The sequence below is a fragment of the Pseudomonas caricapapayae genome (genome assembly GCF_001400735.1).
GTDB lineage: Bacteria > Pseudomonadota > Gammaproteobacteria > Pseudomonadales > Pseudomonadaceae > Aquipseudomonas > Aquipseudomonas caricapapayae.
The window spans coordinates 1-25,953 of record NZ_LJPW01000161.1; the positions used below are offsets into that span (position 1 = coordinate 1).

Here is a 25,953-nt window from a genome sequence, read left to right on the forward strand (position 1 = left end):
GCGTTGCCGGTGTTGGTCAGCAAATAACGCACGGTGCCTTGAACACGCTGTCTGGCCAGAATGACCGGTGCGGCGCAGAACGCATTCAAGGTGAATACACCGGCAACGCTGGAGCCTTCGGCACAGCGCATGACCACGATATCCTTGCGCCCGGGGCGTTTGATGCCGGCAGAAGAAATGCCAAGTTCAAAACCGGGAACCGGGTGCAACGCAGGCAAAGGACCAAGACCAACAGCCATCGGGGTGCTCCTCAAGGAGTGTGGTGCCGTCCGCAACGGTACGGCTATCAATGAAAAAACGCCGCGACGGGCAAGCCGGTCGCGGCGCAGGTATTACACAGTCAGAGGCTTAGTTGATCTGGCCGTGACAGTGCTTGAATTTCTTGCCCGAACCACACCAGCACAGCTCGTTGCGACCCAGTTTCTGGTCGTTGCGGACCGGCTCGGCGGCGACGGCTACAGGTGCCTCGCCACCCTCTTCGTCCAGCAATGGCTGCTCGATACCCGGCGCAGGCGCGTGCTCGAACTGCATGCGACTGGCCAGCTCTTCGGCTTCCTGACGCAGGCGTGCTTCTTCTTCCTCTGGATCTTCGCGGCGAACCTGCACGTGCGAGAGTACACGGATGGTGTCGCGCTTGATCGAATCCAGCAGTTCCTGGAACAGCGTAAAGGATTCGCGCTTGTATTCCTGCTTCGGGTTCTTCTGTGCATAGCCGCGTAAGTGAATACCGTGACGCAGGTGGTCCATGGTCGACAGGTGATCTTTCCACAGGTCGTCCAGCACGCGCAGAAGAATCTGCTTCTCGAAGGAACGCAGGGCTTCGGCGCTGGCCTGATCTTCCTTCTCGTTGTATGCCACCAGCAGCTGCGCCATGATTTTTTCACGCAGGCTGTCTTCGTGCAGGTTATCGTCTTCGTCCAGCCACTGCTGGACGGGCAGCTTGACCGCAAAGTCGGTGTTCAACGCAGCTTCCAGACCGGCAACATTCCACTGCTCTGGCAGGGACTGTGGCGGAATATGCTGACTGATGAGGTTGTTGAGCACTTCTTCACGGAAATCTGCGATGGTCTCGCCGATGTTCTCGGCAGCCAGCAACGTATTACGCATGTGATAAATCACTTTACGCTGCTCGTTGGCCACGTCATCGAACTCGAGCAACTGCTTGCGGATGTCGAAGTTACGGCCTTCCACCTTGCGCTGCGCTTTTTCGATGGCGTTGGTCACCATGCGGTGCTCGATGGCCTCACCGGACTGCATGCCCAGCGCCTTCATGAAGTTCTTCACCCGGTCGGAAGCGAAAATGCGCATGAGGCTGTCTTCAAGCGACAGGTAGAAACGGCTGGAGCCGGTGTCACCCTGACGGCCGGCACGACCACGCAACTGGTTGTCGATACGACGCGATTCGTGACGCTCGGAAGCAATGACGTGCAGGCCGCCCGCTTCGATCACCTGCTGATGGCGTTTTTGCCAGTCAGCCTTGATCTGTGCGATCTGCTCGGGCGTCGGGTCTTCCAGATTGGCGACTTCGACTTCCCAGTTACCGCCCAACAGGATGTCGGTACCGCGACCGGCCATGTTGGTCGCAATGGTCAACGCACCCGGGCGACCGGCCTGCGCGATGATTTCTGCTTCTTTTTCGTGGAACTTGGCGTTCAGAACCTTGTGATCGATACCTTCCTTCTTGAGCAGATTGGACATGTGCTCGGAAGTTTCGATGGTCGCCGTACCTACCAGCACCGGGCGGTTTTCTGCAATGCAGGCCTTGATGTCGGTCACGATGGCTGCGTACTTTTCTTCCGCCGTCAGATAGACGAGGTCATTGAAGTCCTTACGCGCCAACGGCTTGTTCGGCGGAATGACCATCACGGCCAGGTTGTAGATCTGGTGGAATTCGAACGCTTCGGTGTCGGCTGTACCGGTCATGCCGGACAGTTTGTTGTACAGACGGAAGTAGTTCTGGAACGTGGTCGATGCCAGGGTCTGGCTTTCGGCCTGAATGTTCAGGTTTTCCTTGGCTTCGATGGCCTGATGCAAGCCCTCGGACAAACGACGGCCCGGCATGGTACGGCCGGTGTGCTCGTCGACCAGCAGAACCTGGCCGTCCGCAACAATGTACTCGACGTTGCGGTTGAACAGTTTGTGCGCTCGCAGACCGGCATAAACGTGAGTCAACAGCCCCAGGTTATGCGCGGAGTACAGGCTTTCGCCCTCGGCCAGCAGACCGACTTCGGTGAGCATTTCTTCGATGAACTGGTGACCGGCTTCGTTCAGTTCGACCTGACGGGTTTTCTCGTCAACGGTGAAGTGGCCCGGCTTGGTGACTTCGCCTTCCACTTCCTCGATGTGTTGCTCGAGCTTGGGGATCAGGCGGTTGATTTCGGTGTACAGCTTGGAGCTGTCTTCGGCCTGACCCGAGATGATCAGCGGCGTACGCGCTTCGTCGATCAGAATCGAGTCGACTTCGTCGATCACGGCAAAATTGAGTTCACGCTGGAACTTGTCGTCCATGCTGAACGCCATGTTATCGCGCAGGTAATCGAAACCGTATTCGTTGTTGGTGCCGTAAGTGATGTCGGCAGCGTAAGCGGCGCGTTTCTCTTCAGGCGGCTGGAATGGCGTGACGATACCTACGGTCAGGCCGAGGAACTCGTACAGCGGACGCATCCAGTTGGCATCGCGGCGAGCGAGGTAGTCGTTCACGGTGACGACGTGAACGCCCTTGCCGGACAGCGCATTGAGATACACAGCCAACGTACCGACCAGGGTTTTACCTTCACCGGTACGCATTTCCGCGATCTGGCCTTCGTGCAGGGTCATGCCGCCGATCAACTGAACGTCGAAGTGGCGCATGCCCATGACACGCTTGCCCGCTTCACGAGCGACGGCAAAGGCTTCGGGCAGCAGTTGATCGAGGGTCTCGCCTTTGGCTATGCGGGCCTTGAACTCTTCGGTCTTGGCGCGCAATTGCTCGTCCGAAAGGGCCACCATTTGCTCTTCGAAGGCATTGACGATCTGTACCGTCTTGAGCATGCGTTTGACTTCACGCTCGTTCTTGCTTCCAAAAAGTTTTTTCAACAAAGGCGCAAACATATCGACAGGATCTTCCACACATAGGAATGGAGGGCGGCCCCGTGAGTCGCCCGTGCAGCCCAGATGGCCGCATGCGAACGAGCATTCTACCCGGAAACGATGGTGAGGAAAGTGGCGTTATTCCACGATGCTGGCACAGCGCTGTTATGGGGCAGGTTTACAATGGGGCCATTTTCAAGCACTTCAACCCGTCATTCGGGGAAGTTACTCATTGATTTGCATATGAAAGCACGGAAATGACCTGAAAAGCAGCCGTCAGAACGCTTTCTGTTAAGATGTTCATCTTGTCACCAGGCACTCTCCCATGGCCTTTCGTCCTCTGAACGCCCGCCCGCCCGCGGTTTTGCTGCGTGAAGCCAAGCCTCTGAAGGCCATCTTTCGTCACGCCGAACGCCTGAGCCATTTGCAGCGTCTGCTCGAAAGCCAGCTGCAGCCAGCGGCGCGCGAGCATTGTCATGTGGCCTCATGGCGCGAAGGCACCTTGTTGCTGATCGTGACGGACGGTCACTGGGCTACGCGCCTGCGCTATCAGCAAAAGCGCCTGCACCGCCAACTGATGGCTTTCGACGAATTCGTCAACCTGATGCGCATCGTCTTCAGGGTGCAGCCCCCTGAGGCACCGCGCGGGGCCGCCACGCACACCATCGACCTGTCGACGGTTGCTGCAGAAAACATTCAAGCCACCGCCGATGGCATCACCGACCCCAAGCTGCGTGCCGCACTGGAGCGGCTGGCCAGCCATGCCAGAGACAAAAAATAACTCTCTGCCCTATCCTCGCACGATGTCCGCCGAGCATTGATTTCCGACGTAAACGCCATAAAAAAAGGCCACCCGAGGGCAGCCTTCAAAGAACAAAAGGAAAGAGAGTAAAGCTTGCCTACACGGCCGCTACAGGGCGCATGTAAGAAATAGGTGCCGTACTGGCATCCTCGAAAGTCACCACTTCCCAGGCGTCTTTCTGCTCGATCAACGTGCGCAGAAGACGATTGTTCAGTGCATGCCCCGATTTGAAACCACGGAACTCACCGATCAGGCTGTTGCCCAGCAGGTAAAGATCACCGATGGCGTCGAGGATTTTGTGTTTGACGAATTCGTCCTCGTAACGCAGGCCGTCTTCGTTCAGTACGCCGTCCTTGTCGACCACGATGGCGTTTTCCACACTGCCGCCGAGTGCGAGGTTGTGCTTGCGCAGGTACTCGATGTCACTCATGAACCCGAAGGTCCGGGCACGGCTGACTTCCTTCACGAAGGAAGTGCTGGAAAAGTCCACGCTTGCACTCTGGGTGCGATCACGGAAGACGGGGTGATCGAAATCGATCTCGAAACTGACCTTGAACCCTTCGAAAGGCACGAAAGTAGCGCGTTTACCGCCCTCTTCCACAGTGACTTCACGCAGGATACGGATGAACTTCTTCGGCGCGTCCTGTTCTTCCAGGCCAGCCGATTGAATCAGGAATACGAAAGGGCCTGCGCTGCCGTCCATGATAGGAACTTCGGAGGCAGAGAGCTCGACGTAGGCGTTATCGATGCCAAGGCCAGCCATGGCCGAGAGCAGGTGTTCTACCGTGTCAACTTTGACATCACCATTGACCAGCGTGGTCGACAGAGTGGTGTCGCCGACGTTTTCCGCACGCGCAGGAATCTGCACGACGGGGTCAAGGTCAGCTCGGCAAAACACAATGCCGGTATTCACAGGTGCGGGCTTGAGGGTCAGGTAAACCTTCTCCCCGGAGTGCAGGCCTACACCTGTGGCACGGATAATATTTTTCAGGGTGCGTTGTTTAATCATGGCATGGGCCGCTTCAGCGCAAGTTGCGAACTGGTATCAACAAAGGCTGGCGATGATAGCAGACCATGCCTTTGCTGAACACCAATCACCCTAATACCCCTGATACATTTCATCAATCGGCCTGACGACGCAGGAAAGCCGGGATGTCCAGGTAATCGAGATCATCGTTAGGGTTCATCTTCGCCGCGGCCGTAGCGCCTGCGTGTGCCTGGTTGCGCATCACGGTAGGACGGTCCAGATCGCGGTAGTTGACCGACGGTGCTTCCTGACGCGACGCCTGCTGGGCAGGAGCCTGCTGGGTGGTCTGCAGCGTGTTGTCGATGACCTTGACAGGTTTCTCGATTTTCGCGCCCAGGCCAGTGGCAACCACAGTCACGTGCAACTCGTCACGCATGTCCGGATCGATAACGGTACCGACCTTGACCATTGCGTGCTCGGAAGCGAACGCTTCGATGATGCTACCCACGTCGGAGTACTCACCCAGAGACAGGTCAGGACCGGCAGTGATGTTGACCAGGATGCCGCGAGCACCCTGCAGGTTGACGTCTTCGAGCAATGGATTGCGAATGGCCGCTTCGGTCGCTTCGCGTGCACGGTTCGGACCGCTGGCGCAGCCAGTGCCCATCATCGCCATGCCCATTTCGCTCATTACGGTACGAACGTCGGCGAAGTCGACGTTGATCATGCCCGGACGCTTGATGATGTCGGAGATACCGCGAACGGCACCGGCCAGTACATCGTCAGCCTTGGCGAAAGCCGACAGCAGGCTGGCGTCCTTACCGAGGATGGTCAGCAGCTTCTCGTTGGGAATGGTGATCAACGAGTCGACGCTTTCGGACAGCATGCGGATGCCTTCATCGGCGATCTGCATACGCTTGCGGCCTTCGAACGGGAATGGACGGGTCACGACAGCAACCGTGAGGATGCCCATTTCCTTGGCCACTTCAGCGATGATCGGTGCTGCACCGGTGCCGGTACCGCCGCCCATGCCAGTGGTGATGAAAACCATGTTGGTGCCCTGCAGAACTTCTGCAATGCGCTCACGATCTTCCAGGGCGGCCTGACGACCGACCTCAGGGTTGGCGCCAGCGCCAAGGCCTTTGGTCACGCCGGTACCCAATTGCAGAATGGTCCGCGCGCCAATGTTTTTCAGCGCTTGAGCGTCAGTGTTGGCGCAGATGAATTCCACGCCTTCGATGTTGCTCTTGACCATGTGATTGACAGCGTTTCCGCCACCACCGCCTACACCGATAACTTTGATAACCGGGCTTTGCGGGACGTTGTCTACGAGTTCGAACATTTTCTCTCTCCTTCCGCTTTCTAGTTAGTTTTGCCTACTGCCTGCCGATACTGCTTTTGAAGCCCTGAATCTGACGCCGTGAAACGTTTGAACGTTGAAACTCAGAAATTGCCCTGCACCCAGCGCTTGATCCGCTCAAGCACCGGTGCCTTGGTTTCGTCGCTGTAACTGCTGTTGCCGACGATCCCGGACAGCGAGATGCCGTCCGACTGCTTCTGCAGCCCGTACATCAACAGGCCTACGCCGGTCGAGTAGATCGGGTTGCGCACGACATCAGCGAGCCCTTTGACGCTGTGCGGCACGCCAAGGCGAACCGGCATGTGGAAGATTTCCTCGGCCAGTTCGACCGCACCTTCCATTTTCGCTGTACCGCCGGTCAGCACGATGCCGGCCGGGATCAGATCTTCATAACCGCTGCGACGCAACTCGGCCTGGATCAGGGTGAACAGCTCGTCGTAACGAGGCTCTACCACTTCGGCCAAAGCCTGGCGCGACAGCTCGCGAGGTGGACGGTCGCCCACGCTCGGTACTTTGATGGTTTCACCGGCACCGGCCAGCTTGGCCAGCGCGCAGGCGTAACGAATCTTGATTTCTTCGGCGTACTGGGTCGGGGTACGCAACGCCATGGCTATGTCGTTGGTCACCTGATCACCCGCAATAGGGATGACTGCCGTATGACGAATGGCGCCTTCGGTAAAGATCGCGATGTCAGTCGTGCCACCACCGATATCCACCAGGCACACGCCCAGCTCTTTCTCGTCATCGGTGAGTACGGAATACGCCGAGGCCAGTTGTTCGAGAATGATGTCGTCGACCTCCAGACCACAGCGACGTACGCACTTCTCGATGTTCTGCGCTGCGTTCACTGCACAGGTCACAACGTGGACCTTGGCTTCCAGACGCACGCCGGACATGCCGAGCGGTTCACGCACGCCTTCCTGGTTATCGATCACGTAATCCTGAGGCAGGGTGTGCAGTACGCGCTGGTCGGCAGGAATGGCCACCGCCTGAGCAGCATCGAGTACACGCTCCAGGTCTGCGGAACTGACTTCGCGATCACGAATCGCCACGATGCCGTGCGAGTTCAGGCTACGGATATGGCTGCCGGCAACGCCGACGAACGCCGAGTGAATGCGGCAACCCGCCATCAGCTGCGCTTCTTCGATTGCGCGCTGAATCGACTGCACGGTCGACTCGATGTTCACTACCACGCCCTTTTTCAGGCCGCGGGAGGGATGGGTACCGATACCCACGATTTCCAGCGAGCCATCGGCCGCGACTTCGCCTACCAGTGCCACCACCTTGGAGGTACCGATATCCAGCCCGACGATCATTTTGCCGCTTTGCACGTTTGCCATGGTCCTGCCTCTTATCAATTCTTCGCGACGGCGGGTTTTTCCGTCGTCGGCGCTGCCTGTTCGCGCCAACCGACCGCAAGGCCGTTGGAGTAACGCAAGTCGACGCGCGCGATATTCGTGATTTGTTCTTTCAGCGTTTTGTCGTAAATCGCGATGAAACGACGCATTTTTTCGACGAGGTGGTCGCGTCCAAGCAACAATTCGATACCCGGGCCAGCACTACCGGCACCTGTCGTCAGGAACCAGCTGCCGCGCTCGCGCAGTTCCAGGCGCACGATGGAGAAGCCCAGCGGGCGCAACATCTGACTCAACACCTGATACTGCTGCATCACCTGTTGCTGGGCCCGCTGCGGGCCGAACAACTGGGGAAGATGTTCGTAATTGGACAGTTCACGCGGTGTGAAAGCCTGCCCCTGGTTATTCAACAGCGCTTCATCGCCCCAGCGGGCAACCGGCAACTGCTCTTCAAGACGAATCACGACCTGATCCGGCCATACGCGACGAACCTCGGCGTGGGCGATCCATGGCATCTGCTCGAGCTCGGTGCGCATACCGGCCAGATCGATCTTGAAAAAACTCGACGCCACATAAGGCGCAATCCGCTGCTGCACAGCCTGCTGGCTGATGTAACTCAAATCGCCCTGCACATTGATGCGGGTGATCGGGCGGTCGGCATACGGCAGCAAACGCTGTGCTGCCTCATAAGTGCCAAAGCCCAGAACCACCAGCAGCACAGGCCAGAACAGACGCTTCAGAAAGCTGAAGTTGGCCTTGGGCAGACGCGCCGACAGAGGCTCCTTGGCCACCATTCGGCTGGCACCACGCGGCACCGGCTTGTTGCGACCGGGTGCAGGTGGCTGAGGACGTGCCGACGCGCCGTACATGCCTTACCCTCTCGCCTGAACGCTGTCGGCGAGAATCGCCAACACCAGTTGTTGAAAATCCAGACCCGCAGCGCGTGCCGCCATGGGCACCAGACTGTGATCGGTCATGCCCGGCACGGTATTCACTTCCAGTAACCAGAACTTGCCTTGTGCGTCCTGCATGACATCCGTGCGCGCCCACCCTGCAATGCCGATGGCTTCGCAAGCGCGTGCTGCAAGGTCTTTGAGTTCCTGTTCCTGCGCATCGCCAAGCCCGCACGGAATCCGGTACTGAGTATCGGAAGCCAGGTACTTGGCGTCGTAATCGTAAAAACTGTGAGGAGTGCCCAGGCCGATGGGAGGCAACACCTGGCCACGCAGAGACGCCACGGTGAACTCAGGTCCCTGAATCCACTGTTCAACTAATACTTGCGAATCGTAGGTACTGGCGGCTTTCCAGGCGGCGATCAATTCATCGACGCTGTTCACCTTTGCCATACCGATACTTGAACCTTCATGGGCCGGTTTGACGATCAAAGGGAAGCCCAGTTCCGTCGCCGCGCAAATACAATCGCTCTCGTTTCCAGGAACGGCATGCAAAGGCGTCGCAAGGCCAAGACTCTGCCACACCTGCTTGGTGCGCAGCTTGTCCATCGCCAGCGCGGAAGCCAGTACACCACTGCCGGTATAAGGGATTTCCAGGCATTCCAGCAGGCCCTGCATGGTGCCGTCTTCGCCGCCCCTTCCGTGCAGGACAATGAAGGCACGGTCGATCTTCTCACTGACCAGTCGCTGCAGAAAGTCATCGCCCACATCAATGCCGAACGCATCCACGTCAGCATCGAGCAATGCCTTGAGCACCGCATTACCCGAGTTCAGGGAAACTTCCCGTTCGGCACTCTTGCCACCGAAGAGCACGGCGACACGGCCGAAGCTTTTCGGCTCGAGAGTCGAGCGCAGGGAAGACCGGTCGGCTGTCATTTCAGCTTCCCTTCGGTGGAGGCCACTTTGGCACCGACGAACAGCGGGCTTTTCAGCAGTTGCGGTGCAAGGCCACCGATGTCGCCTGCGCCCTGGCACAGCAGAATGTCGCCAGCGCGCAACAGCGGTTTGACCAGCGGTGCCAGTTCGACGCCACGCTCGATGTAGATGGGGTCCAGTTGACCACGCTGACGAATGCTGTGGCACAGATTGCGGCTGTCCGCACCCGGGATAGGCTCTTCACCGGCCGGGTAGACTTCCATCAGCAGCAATACGTTGGCGTCCGCCAGAACCTGCACGAAATCGTCGTACAGATCGCGGGTGCGACTGAAACGATGCGGCTGGTAGACCATCACCAGACGACGATCAGGCCAGCCGCCGCGCACGGCATTGATAACAGCGGCGACTTCACGCGGGTGATGACCGTAGTCATCGACCAACATCACGTTGCCACCTTCGACCGGCAGTTCGCCGTACACCTGGAATCGACGACCGACGCCCTGGAACCCTGACAGGCCCTGAACGATCGCCTCGTCGCTGACGCCTTCGTCGGTAGCGATGGCGATCGTCGCCAGCGAGTTGAGTACGTTATGGTTGCCGGGCATGTTTACCGACACATCCAGCGGCTCGCGGTCGCGGCGCAGTACGGTAAAGAAGGTCAGCATGCCGTCCTGACGCACGTTGATCGCACGTATGTCGGCAGTTTCGCTGAAACCGTAGGTCAGCGTCGGACGCTTGACCAGTGGCAGAATTTCACGCACCACCGGGTCGTCGATACACATCACCGCCAAACCGTAGAACGGCAGGTTGTGCAGGAACTCGACGAAGGTCTTCTTCAGCTTGTTGAAGTCACCTTCGTAGGTCGCCATATGATCGGCGTCGATGTTGGTGACTACCGCGACCAGAGGCTGCAGGTGCAGGAAGCTGGCATCGCTTTCGTCTGCTTCGGCAATCAGATAACGGCTGGTGCCCAACTGGGCGTTTGTGCCCGCTGCGTTCAGACGTCCGCCGATCACGAAAGTCGGGTCCAGGCCGCCTGCAGCGAATACCGAGGCGATCAGACTGGTGGTAGTGGTCTTGCCATGCGTACCGGCTACAGCGATACCGTGGCGGTAGCGCATCAGCTCGGAAAGCATCTCTGCACGAGGCACCACCGGAATACGTCGTTCCAGCGCAGTGGCGACTTCAGGATTGGAGGTATTCACAGCGCTGGACACGACCAGTACGTCGGCACCGACGGTGTTTTCAGCGCGGTGACCGACAAAAATCTGCGCGCCGAACGATTCCAGGCGCTCGGTCACGGCCGAGCCCTTCAGATCGGAGCCCGAGACTTCATAGCCCAGGTTCAACAACACCTCGGCAATCCCGCACATGCCGACGCCACCGATACCGACGAAGTGGATGCGACGGATGCGACGCATTTCAGGTTGTGGCATGGCGCGTTGATTCTCAACCATGGGCCACCTCCACACAGACGTTGACGACAGTGTTGGTTGCATCGGGCCTGGCCAGACTGCGTGCGGTGCGGGCCATGCTGTTCAATTGTTCGGGTTGCATCAAAACCTCTTTCAGGCGTGCTGCCATCTCGGCGGCGCCAGTTGTCGCTTGCGGCATGACGAAGGCTGCGCCTTCGCGAGCCAGATAGTCAGCATTACGTGACTGATGGTCATCAATCGCGTGGGGCAGCGGTATCAGCAACGACGGCAGACCGGCGGCGGCCAGTTCGCTGATGGTCAATGCGCCTGCACGACAGACCACCAGATCGGCCCAGCCATAGGCTTGGGCCATGTTCTGGATGAACGGCGCAACCTGCGCCTCGACGCCCACGTTGCGATAGCGCTCGGCGGTGACTGCGTCGTGATTCTTGCCCGACTGATGAAACACTTCGGGCTGGATGTCCTGGGGCAACTGAGACAGCGCCTCGGGCAGCAACTTGTTCAATGGCTCTGCTCCCAGGCTGCCGCCCAGTACCAGGAGACGAGCCTTGCGTCCGGCCAGTGCCTGACGCGGCGTTTCGAGAAACAGCTCGACACGCACCGGGTTGCCGGTAGTGCGGCGCTTGGACGAGACCGCAAACGTGTTCGGGAACGCCTCGCACACGCGACTGGCAAACGAGGCCAGACTGCGGTTGGCAGTCCCGGCAACAGCGTTCTGCTCATGAATGACCAACGGTACGCCCGCGAGCTTCGCCGCCAGACCGCCGGGACCGGTGACATAGCCGCCGAAGCCAACCACGCAGACCGGCTTCACCTGACGCACGACCTTGCGCGCCTGCAACAAGGCCTTGAGCAACATGAACGGTGCCTTGAGCAGCGACAAACGGCCTTTGCCGCGCAGACCGGTGACATTGATCAGGTGCAGCGTCAGACCGGCCTGCGGGACCAGCTCGTTTTCAATGCCGCGCGGCGTACCCAGCCAGTGGACCTTGTAGCCGCGTGCCTGGAACTCGCGTGCGCACGCCAGCGCCGGGAACACGTGCCCGCCAGTGCCGCCCGCCATGATCAGTACGTTAGCGTCCATGGGGCGTCTCCTCGGCGAAGTCGCTTTCCTTGAACTCGGCTTCTTCACTGCCCATGTTGTTGCGCGATTCCCACTCGATGCGCAGCAACAGGCCAAGGCTTGCACAGCAGATCACCAGCGAGCTGCCGCCATAGCTGAGGAATGGCAGGGTCAGGCCCTTGGTCGGCAACAGACCGACGTTCACGCCGATATTGATCAGGAACTGACCAATCCACAGAAACGAAAGACCGTAAGCCACATAGGCACCGAAAAACTGCTTGGCACGCTCGGCCCACATGCCGATGTACATGCCGCGGATACTGACGAACAGAAACAATGCAACGGTGATCAGCGAACCAATCACACCCAGCTCCTCCGCGAGCACGGAAAACACGAAGTCGGTATGCGCTTCCGGCAGATAGAACTGTTTCTGCACGCTATTGCCCAGCCCGACGCCGAACCATTCGCCACGACCGAAAGCGATCAGCGCCTGGGTCAATTGGTAGCCGGAGCCGAACTGGTCGGCCCATGGGTCGGTAAAGTTGGTCAGACGCGCCATCCGGTAAGGCTGGGCCTGGACCAGAACCACGACCGAAGCGACAGCCAGAACCACCATCAGCGAGAAACGGAACAGACCGACGCCACCAAGGAACAACATGGCGGCCGCCGAGCCCATCATTACCACGGTTGCACCGAAGTCTGGTTCCATCAGCAGCAGACCTGCCATCGGCAACAGCACGATGAACGGCTTGAAGAAGCCCATCCAGCTTTCGCGAACCTCCTGCTGCTGACGAATCAGGTAGCCGGCAAGGAAAATCACCACAAATACCTTGGCGATTTCCGATGGCTGCACGTTGAACGCGCCGAACCCGATCCAGCGCATCGAACCGTTCACCTCACGCCCGATGCCCGGCACGAGCACCAACAGCAACAGGCCGAAAGCACCGAGCAGCATCATCCAGCCCAGACGCTGCCAGGTGGCGACGGGGATCATCATGGTCACACCGCAGGCACCCAGGCCGATCAGCAGATACACCAGATGACGCGTCATCATGTACAGCGTATTGCCAGACTGCACGGCGGCCACTTCCGACGAGGCGGAGGTAATCATGACCAGCCCAAGGCCGAGCAGCGCCAGACAGCCGACCAGCATCGGGAAGTCGAGGTCGATTCCGCGTCCGCTGATCAGTGGCGATGGATAAGGCTTGATCACACCGAAGATCATGACAAGCACTCCACTGCCTGCGCGAACACGTGTCCGCGCTCTTCATAATTCTTGAACATGTCCAGACTGGCGCATGCAGGGGAAAGCAGAACGGCATCGCCGCGCTGAGCCAGACGGGCGCTGTGCTCGACAGCGGCCTGTACGGTATCCACACGAACCAGCGGAACCGCTTCGCCCAAGGCCTGAGCGATCAGTTCGGCATCGCGCCCCAGCAACACTGCGGCGCGGCAATGCTCCGCAACAGGCGCACGCAAAGCACTGAAGTCGGCACCTTTGCCATCGCCACCGGCAATCAGCACCAGCTTGCCATCGATATCCGAACCCAGGCCTTCGATGGCAGCCAGTGCGGCACCGACGTTGGTGGCTTTGGAATCGTTGTAGTAATGAACGCCGTGGTGCTCTCGCAGCCACTGGCAGCGATGCTCCAGCCCGGTGAATTCACGCAGGCTGGCGAGCATGGCATCGAAGGGCAGCCCCACGGCGTGCCCGAGCGCCAGCGCTGCAAGGGCGTTGGCCTGATTGTGCGCGCCCCGGACTTTCAGCTCACGGACCGGCATGAGGTTTTCGAACTGGAACGCCAGGTACTTTTCGCCGTCCTCTTCGCGCAGACCGAAACCGTGGAAATCGGGCTTGTTGAGACCGAATGTCCAGCACGGCAGGCCTTCGCCAATCAGCGGACGGGACAGCGCATCCTGACGATTGACCACCACCTGCCGGGCACCGCGGAAAATCCGGTGCTTGGCCAGGTGGTAGGCAGGCAGACCGCTGTAGCGGTCCATGTGGTCCTCGCTGATGTTCAACACGGTCGCCACTTCAGCGTTGAGCTGGTCGGTGGTTTCAAGCTGAAAGCTGGACAGCTCCATCACGTACAGTTCGACATCGTCGCTGAGCAGGTCCAAAGCCGGAGTACCCAGGTTGCCCCCTACCGCAACGCGTTTGCCTGCAGCGACAGCCATTTCGCCTACCAGCGTCGTTACCGTACTTTTCGCATTCGAACCGGTAATAGCGATGATCGGTGCCTTCGCGTAACGCGCGAACAGCTCGATGTCACCGGACAGTTTGACGCCGCGCGCGTGTGCCTGCTGCAGGGCCGGTGTGGCCAGCGCCAGGCCGGGGCTGACGTACAATTCGTCGGCACGGCAGAGAAAATCCACGTCCAGCTCGCCACAACGCACTTCCACCTGCGGATAGTCGCGACGCAGGGTCGCCAGCTCAGGAGGATTCTCCCGCGTGTCGGCCACGGCAAAGGACACGCCCCGGTTCGCCAGAAAGCGAACCAGGGACATGCCACTTTTGCCAAGCCCCACAACAATGCGGAAGCGGTCGGAAACGATCAGGGACACTCGTTCTACCTCAGTTTCAGTGTGGCAAGGCCGATGAGCACCAGAATCACGGTGATGATCCAGAAACGGACAATCACGCGCGGCTCGGGCCAGCCTTTGAGTTCAAAGTGGTGGTGGATCGGTGCCATGCGGAATACGCGACGACCGGTGAGTTTGAAAGACGCAACCTGAATAACCACTGAAAGGGTTTCCATCACGAACACGCCGCCCATGATGAACAGGACGATTTCCTGACGTACGATCACCGCCATGGTGCCCAGTGCTGCACCCAGCGCCAGGGCTCCCACGTCGCCCATGAAGACCTGCGCCGGATACGTGTTGAACCAGAGAAACCCGAGCCCTGCGCCGATCAGCGCGCCTGAGAACACAATCAGCTCACCCGCCCCTGGCACATAGGGAATCAGCAGGTATTCGGCAAATTTTACGTTGCCCGACAGGTAGCAGAAGATGCCCAGCGCACCGCCCACCATCACCGTCGGCATGATCGCCAGACCGTCCAGACCGTCAGTCAGATTGACTGCGTTGCTGGAGCCGACGATCACGAAATAGGTCAGGACGACAAAACCGATACCCAACGGGATGCGCACATCCTTGAGCATTGGCACGATCAGTGTGGTTTCGGTGGCAGACGGCGCAGTTGTGTAAAGAAAGATTGCTGCACAGAGGCCGAACACCGACTGCCAGAAATACTTCCAGCGACTGGGCAGGCCACGCGAATTCTTTTCGATCACCTTGCGGTAGTCATCGACCCAGCCGATGGCCCCGAACAGCAGTGTCACGAGCAACACCACCCAGACATAGCGGTTGCTCAGGTCAGCCCACAGCAATGTGCTGATACCAATGGACGACAGGATCAGCGCGCCGCCCATGGTCGGCGTACCCGATTTGGACAAATGCGACTGCGGACCGTCATTGCGCACCGACTGGCCGATCTGACGCATCTGCAGGGTGCGGATCATCCACGGCCCCAGGCACAACGACAATGTCAGCGCAGTGAGCACGCCGAGGATCCCGCGCAATGACAGGTACTGAAAGACCGCGAAGCCTTTGTAGAACTGTTGTAAAAACTCGGCCAACAGCAGCAGCATCAATGTTTCTCCAGGCTAGAACCGCACAAGGCAGCCACGACGTTTTCCATGGCAGCGCTACGCGAGCCCTTGATCAGTAAAGTGGTATCGGGATCCTGCTCGGCGCCCAGCGCCGCGATCAGCTCCGCCTGACTGGCAAAGTGGTGCGCATGCTCGCCAAAGGCGCTGACGGCATGAGTCATCAACGGACCGACGGCATACAGCGCCGAGACCTTGCCAGCGGCGTAGGCACCCACGTCGCGATGACCTTGCTCGGCCCATTCTCCCAGCTCGCCGATATCGCCCAGCACCAGCACGGTACGACCCGTAAAACCGGTGAGGATGTCGACGGCCGCGTTGATCGAGGCAGGATTGGCGTTGTAGGTATCATCGATGACGCGCGTCCCGTTGCTGGCGATTTGCACAACAGCGCGTCCTTTGACCGGTTGCACGTTGTTCAGGCCCGTGACGATGCCTTCCAGCGTGACACCCAACGCACATCCGGCAGCCGCAGCCGCCAGGGCGTTGGTCACGTTATGCGCGCCCAGAAGGTTCAACTGGACCTGTGCCGTACCCAACGGGCTGTTGATGGTGAAACCTGGACAGCCTCGCGCATCACGAGTGATTTCGCTGGCGTGCAGGTCCGCAGCCGGATCGCTGAGCGCGAAGGTCAGGACGTTGCGATTACCAGCGCGCTTGCGCCAGATCGGGAACGCCTTGTCCTCCAGATTCAGCACTGCCGTGCCGCTGGCATCAAGGCCTTCCAGAATTTCGCCTTTGGCTTCGACAATTTTGTCCGGACCGCCAAACTCACCGACATGGGCGGTTCCGGCGTTGGTGATCATGGCGACATGCGGCTTGGTGAGGCTCACGGTGTAGGCGATCTCGCCAACTCGCGACGCACCCAGTTCGATGACGGCAGAGGAATATTGAGGGGCCAGCTCCAGCAGAGTCAGCGGAACGCCCAGTTCGTTGTTCAGGTTGCCACGGGTAGCCAGCACCGGACCGCGCGTGCGCAGGATGCTGGCGAGCATTTCCTTGACCGTGGTCTTGCCGCTCGAACCGGTGACGGCGGCCACTGGCCTGTCGACGAAGGCATTGCGATTCATCGCGCCCAGTTGCGCAAGGGCTTTGCGGGTGTCCAGCACGACCAGTTGTGGCAAGGCCGCGCCCTGCACTTCGCGCTCGACCAAAGCTCCGACCGCGCCTTTGGCAGCCACTTGATCGAGATACGCGTGGCCGTCAAAGCGAGGACCGGTCAGGGCCACGAACAGCTGGCCCGGCTCGATGCCGCGGCTATCGGTGCTCACACCGGCAAAACTGCAGTCGCCACCGACCATGCTCGCATCAAGTGGTACAACCAGTTCGCTGAATGTCATTGGCTTAAGCATTCGCAGGCCCCCATGTGGCAAGCGCCCTGGCAGCTTCCTGCAGATCGGAAAATGGCTGACGCTGACCGTTGATTTCCTGATAGTCCTCATGCCCTTTGCCGGCCAGGACCACGACATCATCGGCACTCGCGCTGGCAATCAGCTCGGCAATGGCCTGCCCGCGACCTTCAATGAAGCGCACCTTGTCGGCAGCAACAAATCCAGGGCGGATGTCGTCAAAAATACCGGCCGGCGATTCGGAGCGCGGGTTGTCGTCGGTGACCCACACACCGTCGGCCAGACGTTCGACCACTTCAGCCATCAGCGGGCGCTTGCCGCGATCACGATCGCCACCGCAGCCGAACAGGCACAACAAGCGCCCCTTCGCGTGCGGACGTAGCGCTTGAAGGACTTTTTCCAACGCATCCGGGGTATGCGCGTAATCGACGACTACCAGCGGTTTGTCGGCACCGCCCAAGCGCTGCATGCGTCCGACCGGGCCTTCGAGTTTCGGCAGCGCCTTGAGAATTTCGTCCAGCGCGTAGTCCAGGCCCAGCAGCGCGCCGACCGCAGCCAGCACATTGCTCAAGTTGAAACGACCCAACAGGCTGCTGCGCAGGAAGTGTTCACCCTGAGGCGTGACCAGCGTGGCACGCACGCCATCGTCATCGAACTTGGCATCGCGGCAATACAGGTAGGCCGAGCTGTCCAGCTGGCTGTAGGTGATCAGGCGCGACTCTTGTTTGACGGCGGCCAGTTCACGACCGAAATCGTCATCCAGGTTGATCACCCGGCACTTGAGATCGGACCATGCGAACAGCTTTGCCTTGGCGGCAGCGTATGCCTCCATGGTGCCGTGATAATCCAGATGATCGCGGGACAGGTTGGTCAGCACCGCCACATCAAAGGCCAACGCCGTAGCACGTCCCTGATCGAGACCGTGGGACGAGACTTCCATCGCCACTGCGCGTGCACCGGCCTTTTTCAGATCGGTCAGCGTCGCCTGCACGGCAATCGGATCAGGCGTGGTATGACGCCCGCTTTGCAGCGCGCCGTAGAAGCCGGTACCCAGGGTGCCGACGATGCCGCAGCGCTGACCCAAGACGTCAAGCGCCTGGGCAATCAACTGGGTCACACTGGTCTTGCCGTTGGTGCCGGTGACACCGACCAGATTCAGGCTTCGGCTCGGGTCGCCATAGAAACGACCGGCAATGTCGGACAACTGCGCTGCGAGGCCTTTGACCGGTATCAGCGGCACGTCGGTGATCGGCAGAACGGTCGAGCCCTCCACCTCATACGCCACCGCCGCTGCGCCACGCTTGAGCGCATCGGCAATATGTGCGCGGCCGTCGACCTTGATGCCCGGTACGGCCAGAAAAAGGTCGCCCGGACGAACATTGCGGCTGTCCAGGGTCAACTCGCGAATCAATGGATCGCGGTCGGTGTGAGCGAAGATCTTGCTCAGATTAAAGGCCATCAACCACGCCCTCCTTTGGCTACCGGTGCAGCATTGACTTGTTCCGGTGGCGCAAGGTTGTCAGGCGTCACGTTCATCAGACGCAACGTGCCGGACATGACCTTGCTGAATACCGGTGCCGAAACCAGACCGCCGTAGTAACCGCCCTTGCTCGGCTCGTCGATAACCACGACGATGGCATAGCGCGGGTTACTCATCGGCCCGAAACCGGCGAACAGTGAGCGATAGGAGTTCTCCGCATAGCCCTTGGTGCCAATAGACGTCTTGCGCGCCGTACCACTCTTGCCGCCGACGTGATAGGAAGGCACACGGGCGCGATATACCCCGCGCGGGTCTTCGATGACCTGCTGCAACATGCCCTGCAGGGTCTTGGCAGTTTTTTCGGGAATGGCCTGGGTCGAATCCGGCTCTTTATCCGTTTTCAGAATGGTCAACGGCACAATGCGACCGTTGTTGGCCAGCGCGCCATAAGCGTGCACCAATTGCAAAGCAGTGACCGACAGACCGTAGCCGTATGACAGCGTGGCGGTTTCCGCCTTGCGCCATTCACGGTAGTTGGGCAGGTTGCCAACGCGCTCGCCGGGGAAACCGAGGCCGGTGTATTGACCGAAGCCAACGCGCTGCATGGCACGGAAGATGGCTTCACCGCCCACATCAAACGCGACCTTGCTCATGCCAACGTTACTGGAGTTGATCAGGATACCGGTCAGATCGAGGATCGGACCTTCGGTCTTGGTCACGTCACGAATGGTGTATTTGCCGATCTGCAAGGTACCCGGATACACCTCGACCTTGTCGGTCGGCTTCCAGCGGCCACTGTCCAGCGCAGCGGTCATGGAGATCGGCTTCATGGTCGAACCCGGTTCGAACACGTCGATGATCGCCCGGTTGCGCATGGCTGCAGGGACCATGGTGCGGCGGTTGTTCGGATTGTAGGTCGGCTGGTTGACCATCGCCAGAACCTCACCGGTCTTCACGTCCATGATCACCATGCTGCCTGCCTTGGCTTCGTTTTCCACGATGGCGTTGCGCAGTTCACGGGTCGCCAGATATTGCAGGCGCAGATCAATGGACAAAGCCAAGGTCTTTCCGGCCTTGGCATTCTTGGTTACCTGAACATCCTTGATCAGTCGGCCACGCCGGTCCTTGATGACCTGACGCTTGCCGGGCACGCCGGCGAGCCAGTCGTCATAAGCCAGCTCGACGCCTTCACGACCGTGGTCATCAAGGTCGGTAAAGCCGACCATGTGCGCAGTGACATCGCCTGCCGGATAAAAGCGGCGAAATTCCTCGATTCCGTAGACACCGGGCACTTTCAGATCAATGACCGACTGACCCTGCTCTGGCGTCAGGCCTCGGACCAGATAGATGAATTCCTTGTTCGCCTGCGAGTCCAGTCGCTCGGTCAATGCCTTGAGGTCCTGACCCAGAGCGGCAGCAAGCATCGGCCACTTGGATTTGTCCTGCTGCATTTCACGCGGGTTGGCCCACAACGTTGTTACCGGAGTACTGACTGCCAGCGGCTCGCCGTTACGGTCGGTGATCAGGCCACGGTGCGCCGGAATAGGGATGTGCCGAAGGCTGCGCGCATCGCCCTGCTCTTTTAGAAAGGTATGGTCGATGACCTGCAGGTCGACGATACGCCAGCAAATGGCGAGCACGAGGGACACCAGCAGCCCCACGACCACGCGAAAACGCCACGGATACAGAGCGCCTTCAAGTTTCATCATGGTGCCACCATCCGCACTTCGGCAGCGCTGGGGATGCGCATCTTCAGCTGTTCGGTGGCCAGATTTTCGATACGGCTGTGCGCCGTCCAGGTGCTCTGCTCGAGGATCAGACGCCCCCACTCGGCCTGCGCCTTGTCGCGCACGCTCATTTCCGAATACAGCGAATTGAGCAACTGACGGTTCCAATGAGCGCTATAGGAAACGCCAATCGCCGAAATCAGGACAGCAATAAACAGCAGCAGCATAATGAAGCTGCCGCCCGGTAGAGGCTTCAGGAACAGACGGCTCACCTGAGCTTCTCCGCTACACGCATGACAGCACTGCGCGAGCGCGGATTGGCTTTGGTTTCGACATCCGAAGCGAACCGGGCCTTGCCGTGGATCTTGATTTTCGGCTCGAATGGCTTGAACTGGATCGGCAAGTTACGCGGCATGTTGTCGGCTTCGCCCTTGGCGAGCTTGCGCATGAACAACTTGACGATGCGGTCTTCCAGCGAATGAAAACTGATGACGACAAGACGACCACCGATCTCCAACGCATCAAGCGCAGCTTCAAGGCCGGTTTCCAGATCACCCAGCTCGTTGTTCACGTGAATACGCAGCCCTTGAAAGGCACGCGTTGCAGGATTTTTGCCCTTTTCCCAGGCAGGGTTGGCAACCTTGAGGACTTCAGCCAGGTCGGCTGTGCGCTCGAAAGGCTGCACGTCACGGCGCGCGACGACGGCGTTGGCCATGCGCTTGGCAAATCGCTCTTCGCCGTATTCCTTGAATACACGGGCAATTTCTTCGGCAGGCGCGGTGGCAATGAACTCGGCAGCGCTTACGCCACGGGTAGGGTCCATGCGCATGTCCAGTGGACCGTCGTTCATGAAGCTGAAACCGCGCTCGGGATCATCCAGTTGCGGGGACGACACACCCAGGTCCAGCAGAATACCGCTCACCTTTCCAGCCAGACCGCGCTCTTGCGCCTCTGAGCCCAGCTCGGCAAAGCTGCGCTGCACAATGACAAAGCGGCCGTCTTCGGCCGCTAGCGCTTGCCCGGTGGCAATCGCTTGAGGGTCCTTGTCGAACCCCAGAAGCCGACCATCGTGGCCAAGCTGGCTCAATATAAGACGACTATGCCCGCCACGTCCGAACGTGCCGTCCAGATAGCAGCCATCGGCGCGCACCGCGAGAGCCTCCACGGCTTCTTCAAGCAGCACGGTGATGTGGGTAAAGCCGCTATTCATAGTCACAGGATCAAATCACGTAATTCGTCGGGCATCGCGCCAGGTTTTTGAATGGCAGCCAGGTCAGCATCAGCAAGAGCATTCCAGGCGTCCTCGTCCCACAGTTGAAACTTGTTGAGTTGGCCCACCAGCATTACGCGCTTATCCAGCCTGGCGTACTCGCGCAGGCGTGGCGGCACCAGAAAACGCCCGCTGCCATCGAGTTCCAGATCGACGGCATTACCAATCAGAAGCCTTTGCAGACGACGGTTCTCTTCACGAAACGTCGCCAGATCACGAAGTTTTGCCTCTATAAGCTCCCATTCGGAAAGCGGATAAAGGCAAAGGCAGGGATCAACGGCATCAATAGTCACGATAAGTTGCCCGGCACTACGCGAATCCAACTCGTCACGGTACCGGCTCGGCATAGCGAGACGGCCCTTGGCATCGAGATTGATCGCGTTGGCACCACGGAACACAGGCGCATTCTCCGAATATTAGCTTTTTGCGCTGAAAAAACCCACTTCGTGCCACTTTCTGCCACTTGTGCACACTATAGGAACGCGCCCACCACACCGTCAAGGCACGGTCTTAAGGAAAACCCTTACATTTCGGAGATTTAGGAGAGGTATCGGGTATAAAAGGGTAATTTTACGAAGGCTCTGACAGATAAATCCCACACAACTCAAACCGTTGCGATCAGAAGTTAATGTGATTTATGAGCTGTAAGATTTTTTTGGTATTACGGGAGGGATTTGCTGCTTGAAACGAAGGGTGAAAAAAAGGTGGAGAGTCGATCTGTAAGCCGGGTTCTGTCGAGAACAGTCATTCCTCTACGACGGCCATCACTGGACGTCTTTAGCAACCTACCCGGTTCCAGCGCGGGCCACGCCTAGGAACCCTATTTGGTCTTGCTCCGAGTGGGGTTTACCTTGCCACGAACTGTTACCAGACGTGCGGTGCGCTCTTACCGCACCTTTTCACCCTTACCGGCACCGAAGTGCTTAGGCGGTTATTTTCTGTGGCACTTTCCGTAGGCTCACGCCTCCCAGGCGTTACCTGGCACTCCGCCCTATGGAGCCCGGACTTTCCTCCCCCCCCTGTTGCGGAACAACAAGAGGCAGCGACTGTCCAATCGACTCTCCGCCGACAAGGTTAGCGGCACATGCCACCAAGAACAAGCTTTAATAGCATGTGCGATGCGCTTGCCCCCTTTATCTGCCCTCTTCAAAAGCCATTCATCATTCCTTCTGCTTTTCCAGCGCCACCTGATAAAGCAGGTTCTTGCGCACGCCGGTTATCTCGGCTGCCAAAGCTGCAGCGCGCTTGAGCGGCATCTCCGCGAGCAGTAGATCAAGTATGCGGCGCGCCTCTTCACCGATGACGTCCTCGCCCTCGGGCGGCGTCCAGCCCGCTACCAGCACAACGCACTCGCCACGCTGCTGATTGCTGTCGGCCTCGACGAACGCCCGTAGCTCACTCAATGGCAGACCTTTGAGCGTTTCGAAAGTTTTGGTTATTTCACGCGCCAGCAAGGCCTGACGGTCAGCACCGAAGACCAGCTCCATATCTTGAAGACACTCGAGAATCCGGTGTGGTGCCTCATAGAAGATAAGCGTGCGTGGCTCTTCCCCGACCCGCTCGAGTCTTGCCTTGCGACCTGCAGTTTTGGCCGGGAGGAAGCCCTCGAAAATAAACCGGTCCGAAGGTAGCCCGGCCGCCGAAAGAGCAGCAATCAAGGCACAGGCACCGGGCACCGGGACCACCGGCACACCGGCGGCACGCGCCTGACGTACCAGGTGATAACCGGGATCGGAAATCAACGGCGTGCCTGCATCGGAAATCAGCGCAACATCGTCGCCAGCCAGCAGACGCGTAATGAAACGACTACCCTCATCACGTTCGTTATGCTCGTGGCAGGCAGCCAGCGGAGTTGAAATCCCGAAATGCTGCATAAGACGCGCCGAATGGCGAGTGTCTTCAGCCGCAATCAGCGAGACTTCACGCAACACCTTCAATGCTCGCACGCTCATGTCGTCCAGATTGCCTATAGGAGTCGCCACTACATAAAGCGAGCCTGGAGTGGAATTCGAAACAACCGGAACAGTCAAAACGCAGACCTCATAGGTTAAGGCGGGTACCTGGAAGGACATAGTGTACAGGCTGAAGCCCGGCCGAGCGGTTCACGCATCAGGGATGCAGTCAAAAAGGAATATAAACATGATCAGGCCTGAGCATGAAGCACGATACCCCTCTCGAATTGAACGATTCGGCCGCATGATGACCCTAACGCCACCAATATCATGGCTTTAAACACCTTCGACATCGCACCCCGGCCAGCGCTTGGGTACAATTCCCCGTTAATTCGCTCGAGTTTCAGGAACATACCAATGATCGCTTGTCTGCGGCTGCTCTCTGCCCTCTGCCTCGCTGCCCTTCTCGCAGCGTGTGCCAGCTCGCCCTCGTCCAGTCTTGGCGAGCTGCCTCGAACCCCTGACGCCAGCATCGAGCAGTTGCTTGATCAGGCCGCCAGCGCCAAGACACCCGAGCAGGCCGCAACGCTGCGCCTGAGCGCTGCCGACCTGGCGAGCCGCCAGAACGACGCAGGACGCGCTGCACAGATCCTCGGACAAGTGCAGATCGACCAGCTCAAACCTGGCCTGCAGGTGTTTGCCAGCACACTGTCAGCAGAACTGGCGATGGGCCGTAACCAGCCCAAGGCAGCACTGACAGCACTGAACCATCTGAGCATGCAGCGCCTGGGCGAACTGTCGGTCGAGCAGCAGGTTCGCACTCACATGGTCAAGGCACGCGCACTGGAGGCTGATGGTCAGGCACTGGCAGCGGCCAACGAGCGGGTATTTGCCGGCCCCCTACTGCAAGGCGCAGAAGCCAGGGCCAACAATGATGCGATCTGGACCCTGGTGTCCGCCCTCCCTGCCGAGCAACTGCAAAGCACCGCCACCGACGATATGGGCGGCTGGCTGAACCTCGCTCGCTCGATCAAGGGCGCTGGCACGCTCGAGCAGCAACAGGCCGCCATCGACAGCTGGAAAGCCCAGAACCCGAAACACCCTGCCGCATTGCAATTGCCTACCGCCCTTGCGCAATTACGCGCCCTCACCAGCGAGCCGATTACCAAAATTGCTCTGCTGCTGCCTCAGGACGGCCAACTGGCGGCTGTTGCCAAAGCGCTGCGCGAAGGTTTCATGGCTGCGCATTTTCAGGCGCAACAAGCAGGACAGAATCCACCCGCCATCCAGGTTTTCGACAGCTCGCGCGTCACCTCGATGGACGAGTTTTACCGTCAGGCTCAAGCCGCTGGCGTACAACTGGTCGTCGGCCCGCTGGAAAAAAATCTCGTCAAGCAGTTGAACAGCCGTCAACAGTTGCCAATTACCACCCTGGCACTGAACTACAGCGACACCAGCAACGAAGGCCCTGCTCAGCTGTATCAGTTCGGCCTGGCCGCAGAAGACGAAGCCCGCGAAGTTGCACGTCGCGCCTGGGCAGACGGCAAGCGCAGTGCCGTTGCGATGGTGCCGAAAGGCGAATGGGGCGACCGGGTGCTGGATGCCTTCCGCAAGAGCTGGCAGGCCAAGGGCGGCACGCTGATTGCCGCCGAACACGTTGACCAACCTGTCGAATTGGCACAGCAGGTCGCAGATCTGTTCCAGCTGCGCAACAGCGAGGGACGCGCCCAGCGACTGCAAAGCACTGCCGGAACTCAGGTAGCCGCTCAGCCCAGCCGTCGCCAGGACATCGACTTCATGTTCCTTGCCGCAACGCCTCAGCAAGCGCAGCAGATCAAGCCGACCATGGTCTTCCAGTACGCAGGCGACGTTCCGGTCTACGCCACTTCGCATCTGTTCACCAACAGCAACGATCATGCACAGTACATGGACCTCAACGGCGTACGCTTCTGCGAAACCCCCTGGCTGCTGAATGCCGAAGACCCGCTGCGCCAGCAAGTCACCGCGCAATGGCCTCAGGCGGCAGGCAGCCTGGGTCGCCTGTACGCAATGGGTATCGACGCCTACCGCCTGGCTCCACGCCTGGCCCAGCTCAAGGCAATGCCGGATAGCCGCATTGACGGGCTGTCCGGCAGCCTGAGCCTGAACCCGGGCCGCCGCGTCGAACGCCAACTTCCGTGGGCCGAATTCGTCGATGGCAAGATCCAGCGCCTGCCGGACACCGCCCCTTGACGCAACGCAGCACCCGCCAGCAAGCAGGGCGCGAGGCCGAAGCCTTCGCCCTACAGTTTTTGCAACAGCAGGGGCTGAGCCTTATCGAGCAAAACTGGTTATGCAAACGCGGCGAGCTTGATCTAGTCATGCTTGACGGCGATACAGTAGTATTCGTCGAAGTTCGCTACCGGCGTCATTCCGGCTGGGGCGGGGCCATGGAAAGCGTCGATTTTCGCAAGCAGGAAAAACTCGTCACTGCCGCACAGCTTTTTCTGCAGCAAGTAACAGGCTGGGCCAGCCACCCCTGTCGCTTCGACGTAATCGCCATTGAAGGCGAACCCGGCAAGGCTGCACCGCTGAACTGGATCAAGAGCGCTTTTGACAGCTGACCTGGCTCAGTGAAGCAGCAGCCCCACTTGAGCCATGACCTGCAATACACTACAGCCCTCACCGATTTCGCTATTTG

The 25,953-nt window shown here is 59.3% G+C and carries 22 protein-coding genes and 1 other RNA gene; 3 read left to right on the forward strand and 20 right to left on the reverse strand.

Features of this window, described 5'->3' with window-relative positions; all coding sequences use genetic code 11:
- Positions 1-239 (reverse strand): bifunctional ornithine acetyltransferase/N-acetylglutamate synthase (locus ALO80_RS24785; RefSeq protein ID WP_174518974.1); only part of this gene is annotated, 239 nt, incomplete at its 3' end.
- A gap of 109 nt (positions 240-348) precedes the next feature.
- Positions 349-3,090 (reverse strand): preprotein translocase subunit SecA, encoded by a 2,742-nt coding sequence (secA, locus tag ALO80_RS24790; protein WP_055010911.1) that lies wholly within the window; start codon positions 3,088-3,090, stop codon positions 349-351.
- Between the two features lie 304 nt (positions 3,091-3,394).
- Here secA and ALO80_RS24795 point away from each other — a divergent pair, with 304 nt between their 5' ends.
- Positions 3,395-3,850, forward strand: a complete 456-nt coding sequence (locus tag ALO80_RS24795; protein ID WP_054986227.1) for a DUF721 domain-containing protein — start codon at positions 3,395-3,397, stop codon at positions 3,848-3,850.
- Between the two features lie 118 nt (positions 3,851-3,968).
- Here ALO80_RS24795 and lpxC read toward each other — a convergent pair whose 3' ends face one another.
- The 18 genes from lpxC to rsmI all read right to left on the reverse strand — a co-directional run bounded on the left by lpxC (position 3,969) and on the right by rsmI (position 23,411).
- Positions 3,969-4,880 carry a UDP-3-O-acyl-N-acetylglucosamine deacetylase gene (gene lpxC / locus ALO80_RS24800; RefSeq protein WP_002555040.1) on the reverse strand — a complete coding sequence of 304 codons (912 nt, stop codon included), beginning with the start codon at positions 4,878-4,880 and terminating at the stop codon, positions 3,969-3,971.
- 112 nt (positions 4,881-4,992) lie between these two features.
- The gene (gene ftsZ, locus ALO80_RS24805) at positions 4,993-6,180 is read right to left on the reverse strand and encodes a cell division protein FtsZ (protein WP_002555041.1); all 1,188 of its coding nucleotides are present in this window, start codon (positions 6,178-6,180) and stop codon (positions 4,993-4,995) included.
- Between the two features lie 101 nt (positions 6,181-6,281).
- Complete coding sequence (ftsA, locus tag ALO80_RS24810) at positions 6,282-7,538, reverse strand: cell division protein FtsA (RefSeq protein ID WP_003364017.1); 1,257 nt, start codon at positions 7,536-7,538, stop codon at positions 6,282-6,284.
- Positions 7,539-7,552: 14 nt separating this feature from the next.
- Positions 7,553-8,422 (reverse strand): cell division protein FtsQ/DivIB, encoded by an 870-nt coding sequence (locus ALO80_RS24815; protein WP_055010912.1) that lies wholly within the window; start codon positions 8,420-8,422, stop codon positions 7,553-7,555.
- Positions 8,423-8,425: 3 nt separating this feature from the next.
- On the reverse strand, positions 8,426-9,382 hold the full coding sequence (locus tag ALO80_RS24820; RefSeq protein ID WP_055010913.1) for a D-alanine--D-alanine ligase: 957 nt from the start codon (positions 9,380-9,382) through the stop codon (positions 8,426-8,428).
- The gene (murC, locus tag ALO80_RS24825; RefSeq protein ID WP_055010914.1) at positions 9,379-10,839 is read right to left on the reverse strand and encodes a UDP-N-acetylmuramate--L-alanine ligase; all 1,461 of its coding nucleotides are present in this window, start codon (positions 10,837-10,839) and stop codon (positions 9,379-9,381) included. The genes ALO80_RS24820 and murC overlap by 4 nt, the downstream gene beginning before the upstream one ends.
- Positions 10,832-11,902, reverse strand: a complete 1,071-nt coding sequence (gene murG, locus ALO80_RS24830) for an undecaprenyldiphospho-muramoylpentapeptide beta-N-acetylglucosaminyltransferase (RefSeq protein ID WP_055010915.1) — start codon at positions 11,900-11,902, stop codon at positions 10,832-10,834. Before murG ends, murC begins: the two co-directional genes overlap by 8 nt.
- Positions 11,892-13,106 carry a putative lipid II flippase FtsW gene (gene ftsW, locus ALO80_RS24835; RefSeq protein WP_055006907.1) on the reverse strand — a complete coding sequence of 405 codons (1,215 nt, stop codon included), beginning with the start codon at positions 13,104-13,106 and terminating at the stop codon, positions 11,892-11,894. Before ftsW ends, murG begins: the two co-directional genes overlap by 11 nt.
- The gene (gene murD / locus ALO80_RS24840) at positions 13,103-14,449 is read right to left on the reverse strand and encodes a UDP-N-acetylmuramoyl-L-alanine--D-glutamate ligase (protein WP_055010916.1); all 1,347 of its coding nucleotides are present in this window, start codon (positions 14,447-14,449) and stop codon (positions 13,103-13,105) included. The genes ftsW and murD overlap by 4 nt, the downstream gene beginning before the upstream one ends.
- 5 nt (positions 14,450-14,454) lie before the next feature.
- Positions 14,455-15,537 carry a phospho-N-acetylmuramoyl-pentapeptide-transferase gene (mraY, locus tag ALO80_RS24845; protein ID WP_024687132.1) on the reverse strand — a complete coding sequence of 361 codons (1,083 nt, stop codon included), beginning with the start codon at positions 15,535-15,537 and terminating at the stop codon, positions 14,455-14,457.
- On the reverse strand, positions 15,537-16,907 hold the full coding sequence (locus ALO80_RS24850; protein WP_055010917.1) for a UDP-N-acetylmuramoyl-tripeptide--D-alanyl-D-alanine ligase: 1,371 nt from the start codon (positions 16,905-16,907) through the stop codon (positions 15,537-15,539). Before ALO80_RS24850 ends, mraY begins: the two co-directional genes overlap by 1 nt.
- Positions 16,900-18,363 (reverse strand): UDP-N-acetylmuramoyl-L-alanyl-D-glutamate--2,6-diaminopimelate ligase, encoded by a 1,464-nt coding sequence (locus ALO80_RS24855; protein ID WP_055010918.1) that lies wholly within the window; start codon positions 18,361-18,363, stop codon positions 16,900-16,902. Before ALO80_RS24855 ends, ALO80_RS24850 begins: the two co-directional genes overlap by 8 nt.
- Positions 18,363-20,090: a peptidoglycan D,D-transpeptidase FtsI family protein gene (locus ALO80_RS24860; protein ID WP_162491698.1), complete on the reverse strand. Its 1,728-nt coding sequence runs from the start codon at positions 20,088-20,090 to the stop codon at positions 18,363-18,365. Before ALO80_RS24860 ends, ALO80_RS24855 begins: the two co-directional genes overlap by 1 nt.
- Positions 20,090-20,383, reverse strand: a complete 294-nt coding sequence (gene ftsL / locus ALO80_RS24865; protein ID WP_002555053.1) for a cell division protein FtsL — start codon at positions 20,381-20,383, stop codon at positions 20,090-20,092. Before ftsL ends, ALO80_RS24860 begins: the two co-directional genes overlap by 1 nt.
- A complete protein-coding gene (gene rsmH, locus ALO80_RS24870) occupies positions 20,380-21,321 on the reverse strand; it encodes a 16S rRNA (cytosine(1402)-N(4))-methyltransferase RsmH (RefSeq protein ID WP_083493403.1) in 942 nt (313 codons plus the stop codon). The genes ftsL and rsmH overlap by 4 nt, the downstream gene beginning before the upstream one ends.
- 2 nt (positions 21,322-21,323) lie before the next feature.
- Positions 21,324-21,779, reverse strand: coding sequence for a division/cell wall cluster transcriptional repressor MraZ (gene mraZ, locus ALO80_RS24875; RefSeq protein ID WP_002555055.1), 456 nt, complete (start codon positions 21,777-21,779; stop codon positions 21,324-21,326).
- Between the two features lie 306 nt (positions 21,780-22,085).
- Positions 22,086-22,443: RNase P RNA component class A (rnpB, locus tag ALO80_RS25370), an RNA gene on the reverse strand.
- Positions 22,444-22,541: 98 nt separating this feature from the next.
- Complete coding sequence (gene rsmI / locus ALO80_RS24880; protein WP_055010921.1) at positions 22,542-23,411, reverse strand: 16S rRNA (cytidine(1402)-2'-O)-methyltransferase; 870 nt, start codon at positions 23,409-23,411, stop codon at positions 22,542-22,544.
- 279 nt (positions 23,412-23,690) lie between these two features.
- On the opposite strand from rsmI, the gene ALO80_RS24885 reads away from it, so the two are divergent.
- Both ALO80_RS24885 and ALO80_RS24890 read left to right on the forward strand, forming a co-directional pair.
- Positions 23,691-25,505: a penicillin-binding protein activator gene (locus ALO80_RS24885; protein ID WP_055010922.1), complete on the forward strand. Its 1,815-nt coding sequence runs from the start codon at positions 23,691-23,693 to the stop codon at positions 25,503-25,505.
- On the forward strand, positions 25,502-25,876 hold the full coding sequence (locus ALO80_RS24890; RefSeq protein WP_054986670.1) for a YraN family protein: 375 nt from the start codon (positions 25,502-25,504) through the stop codon (positions 25,874-25,876). The genes ALO80_RS24885 and ALO80_RS24890 overlap by 4 nt, the downstream gene beginning before the upstream one ends.
- Positions 25,877-25,953: the final 77 nt, after the last annotated feature.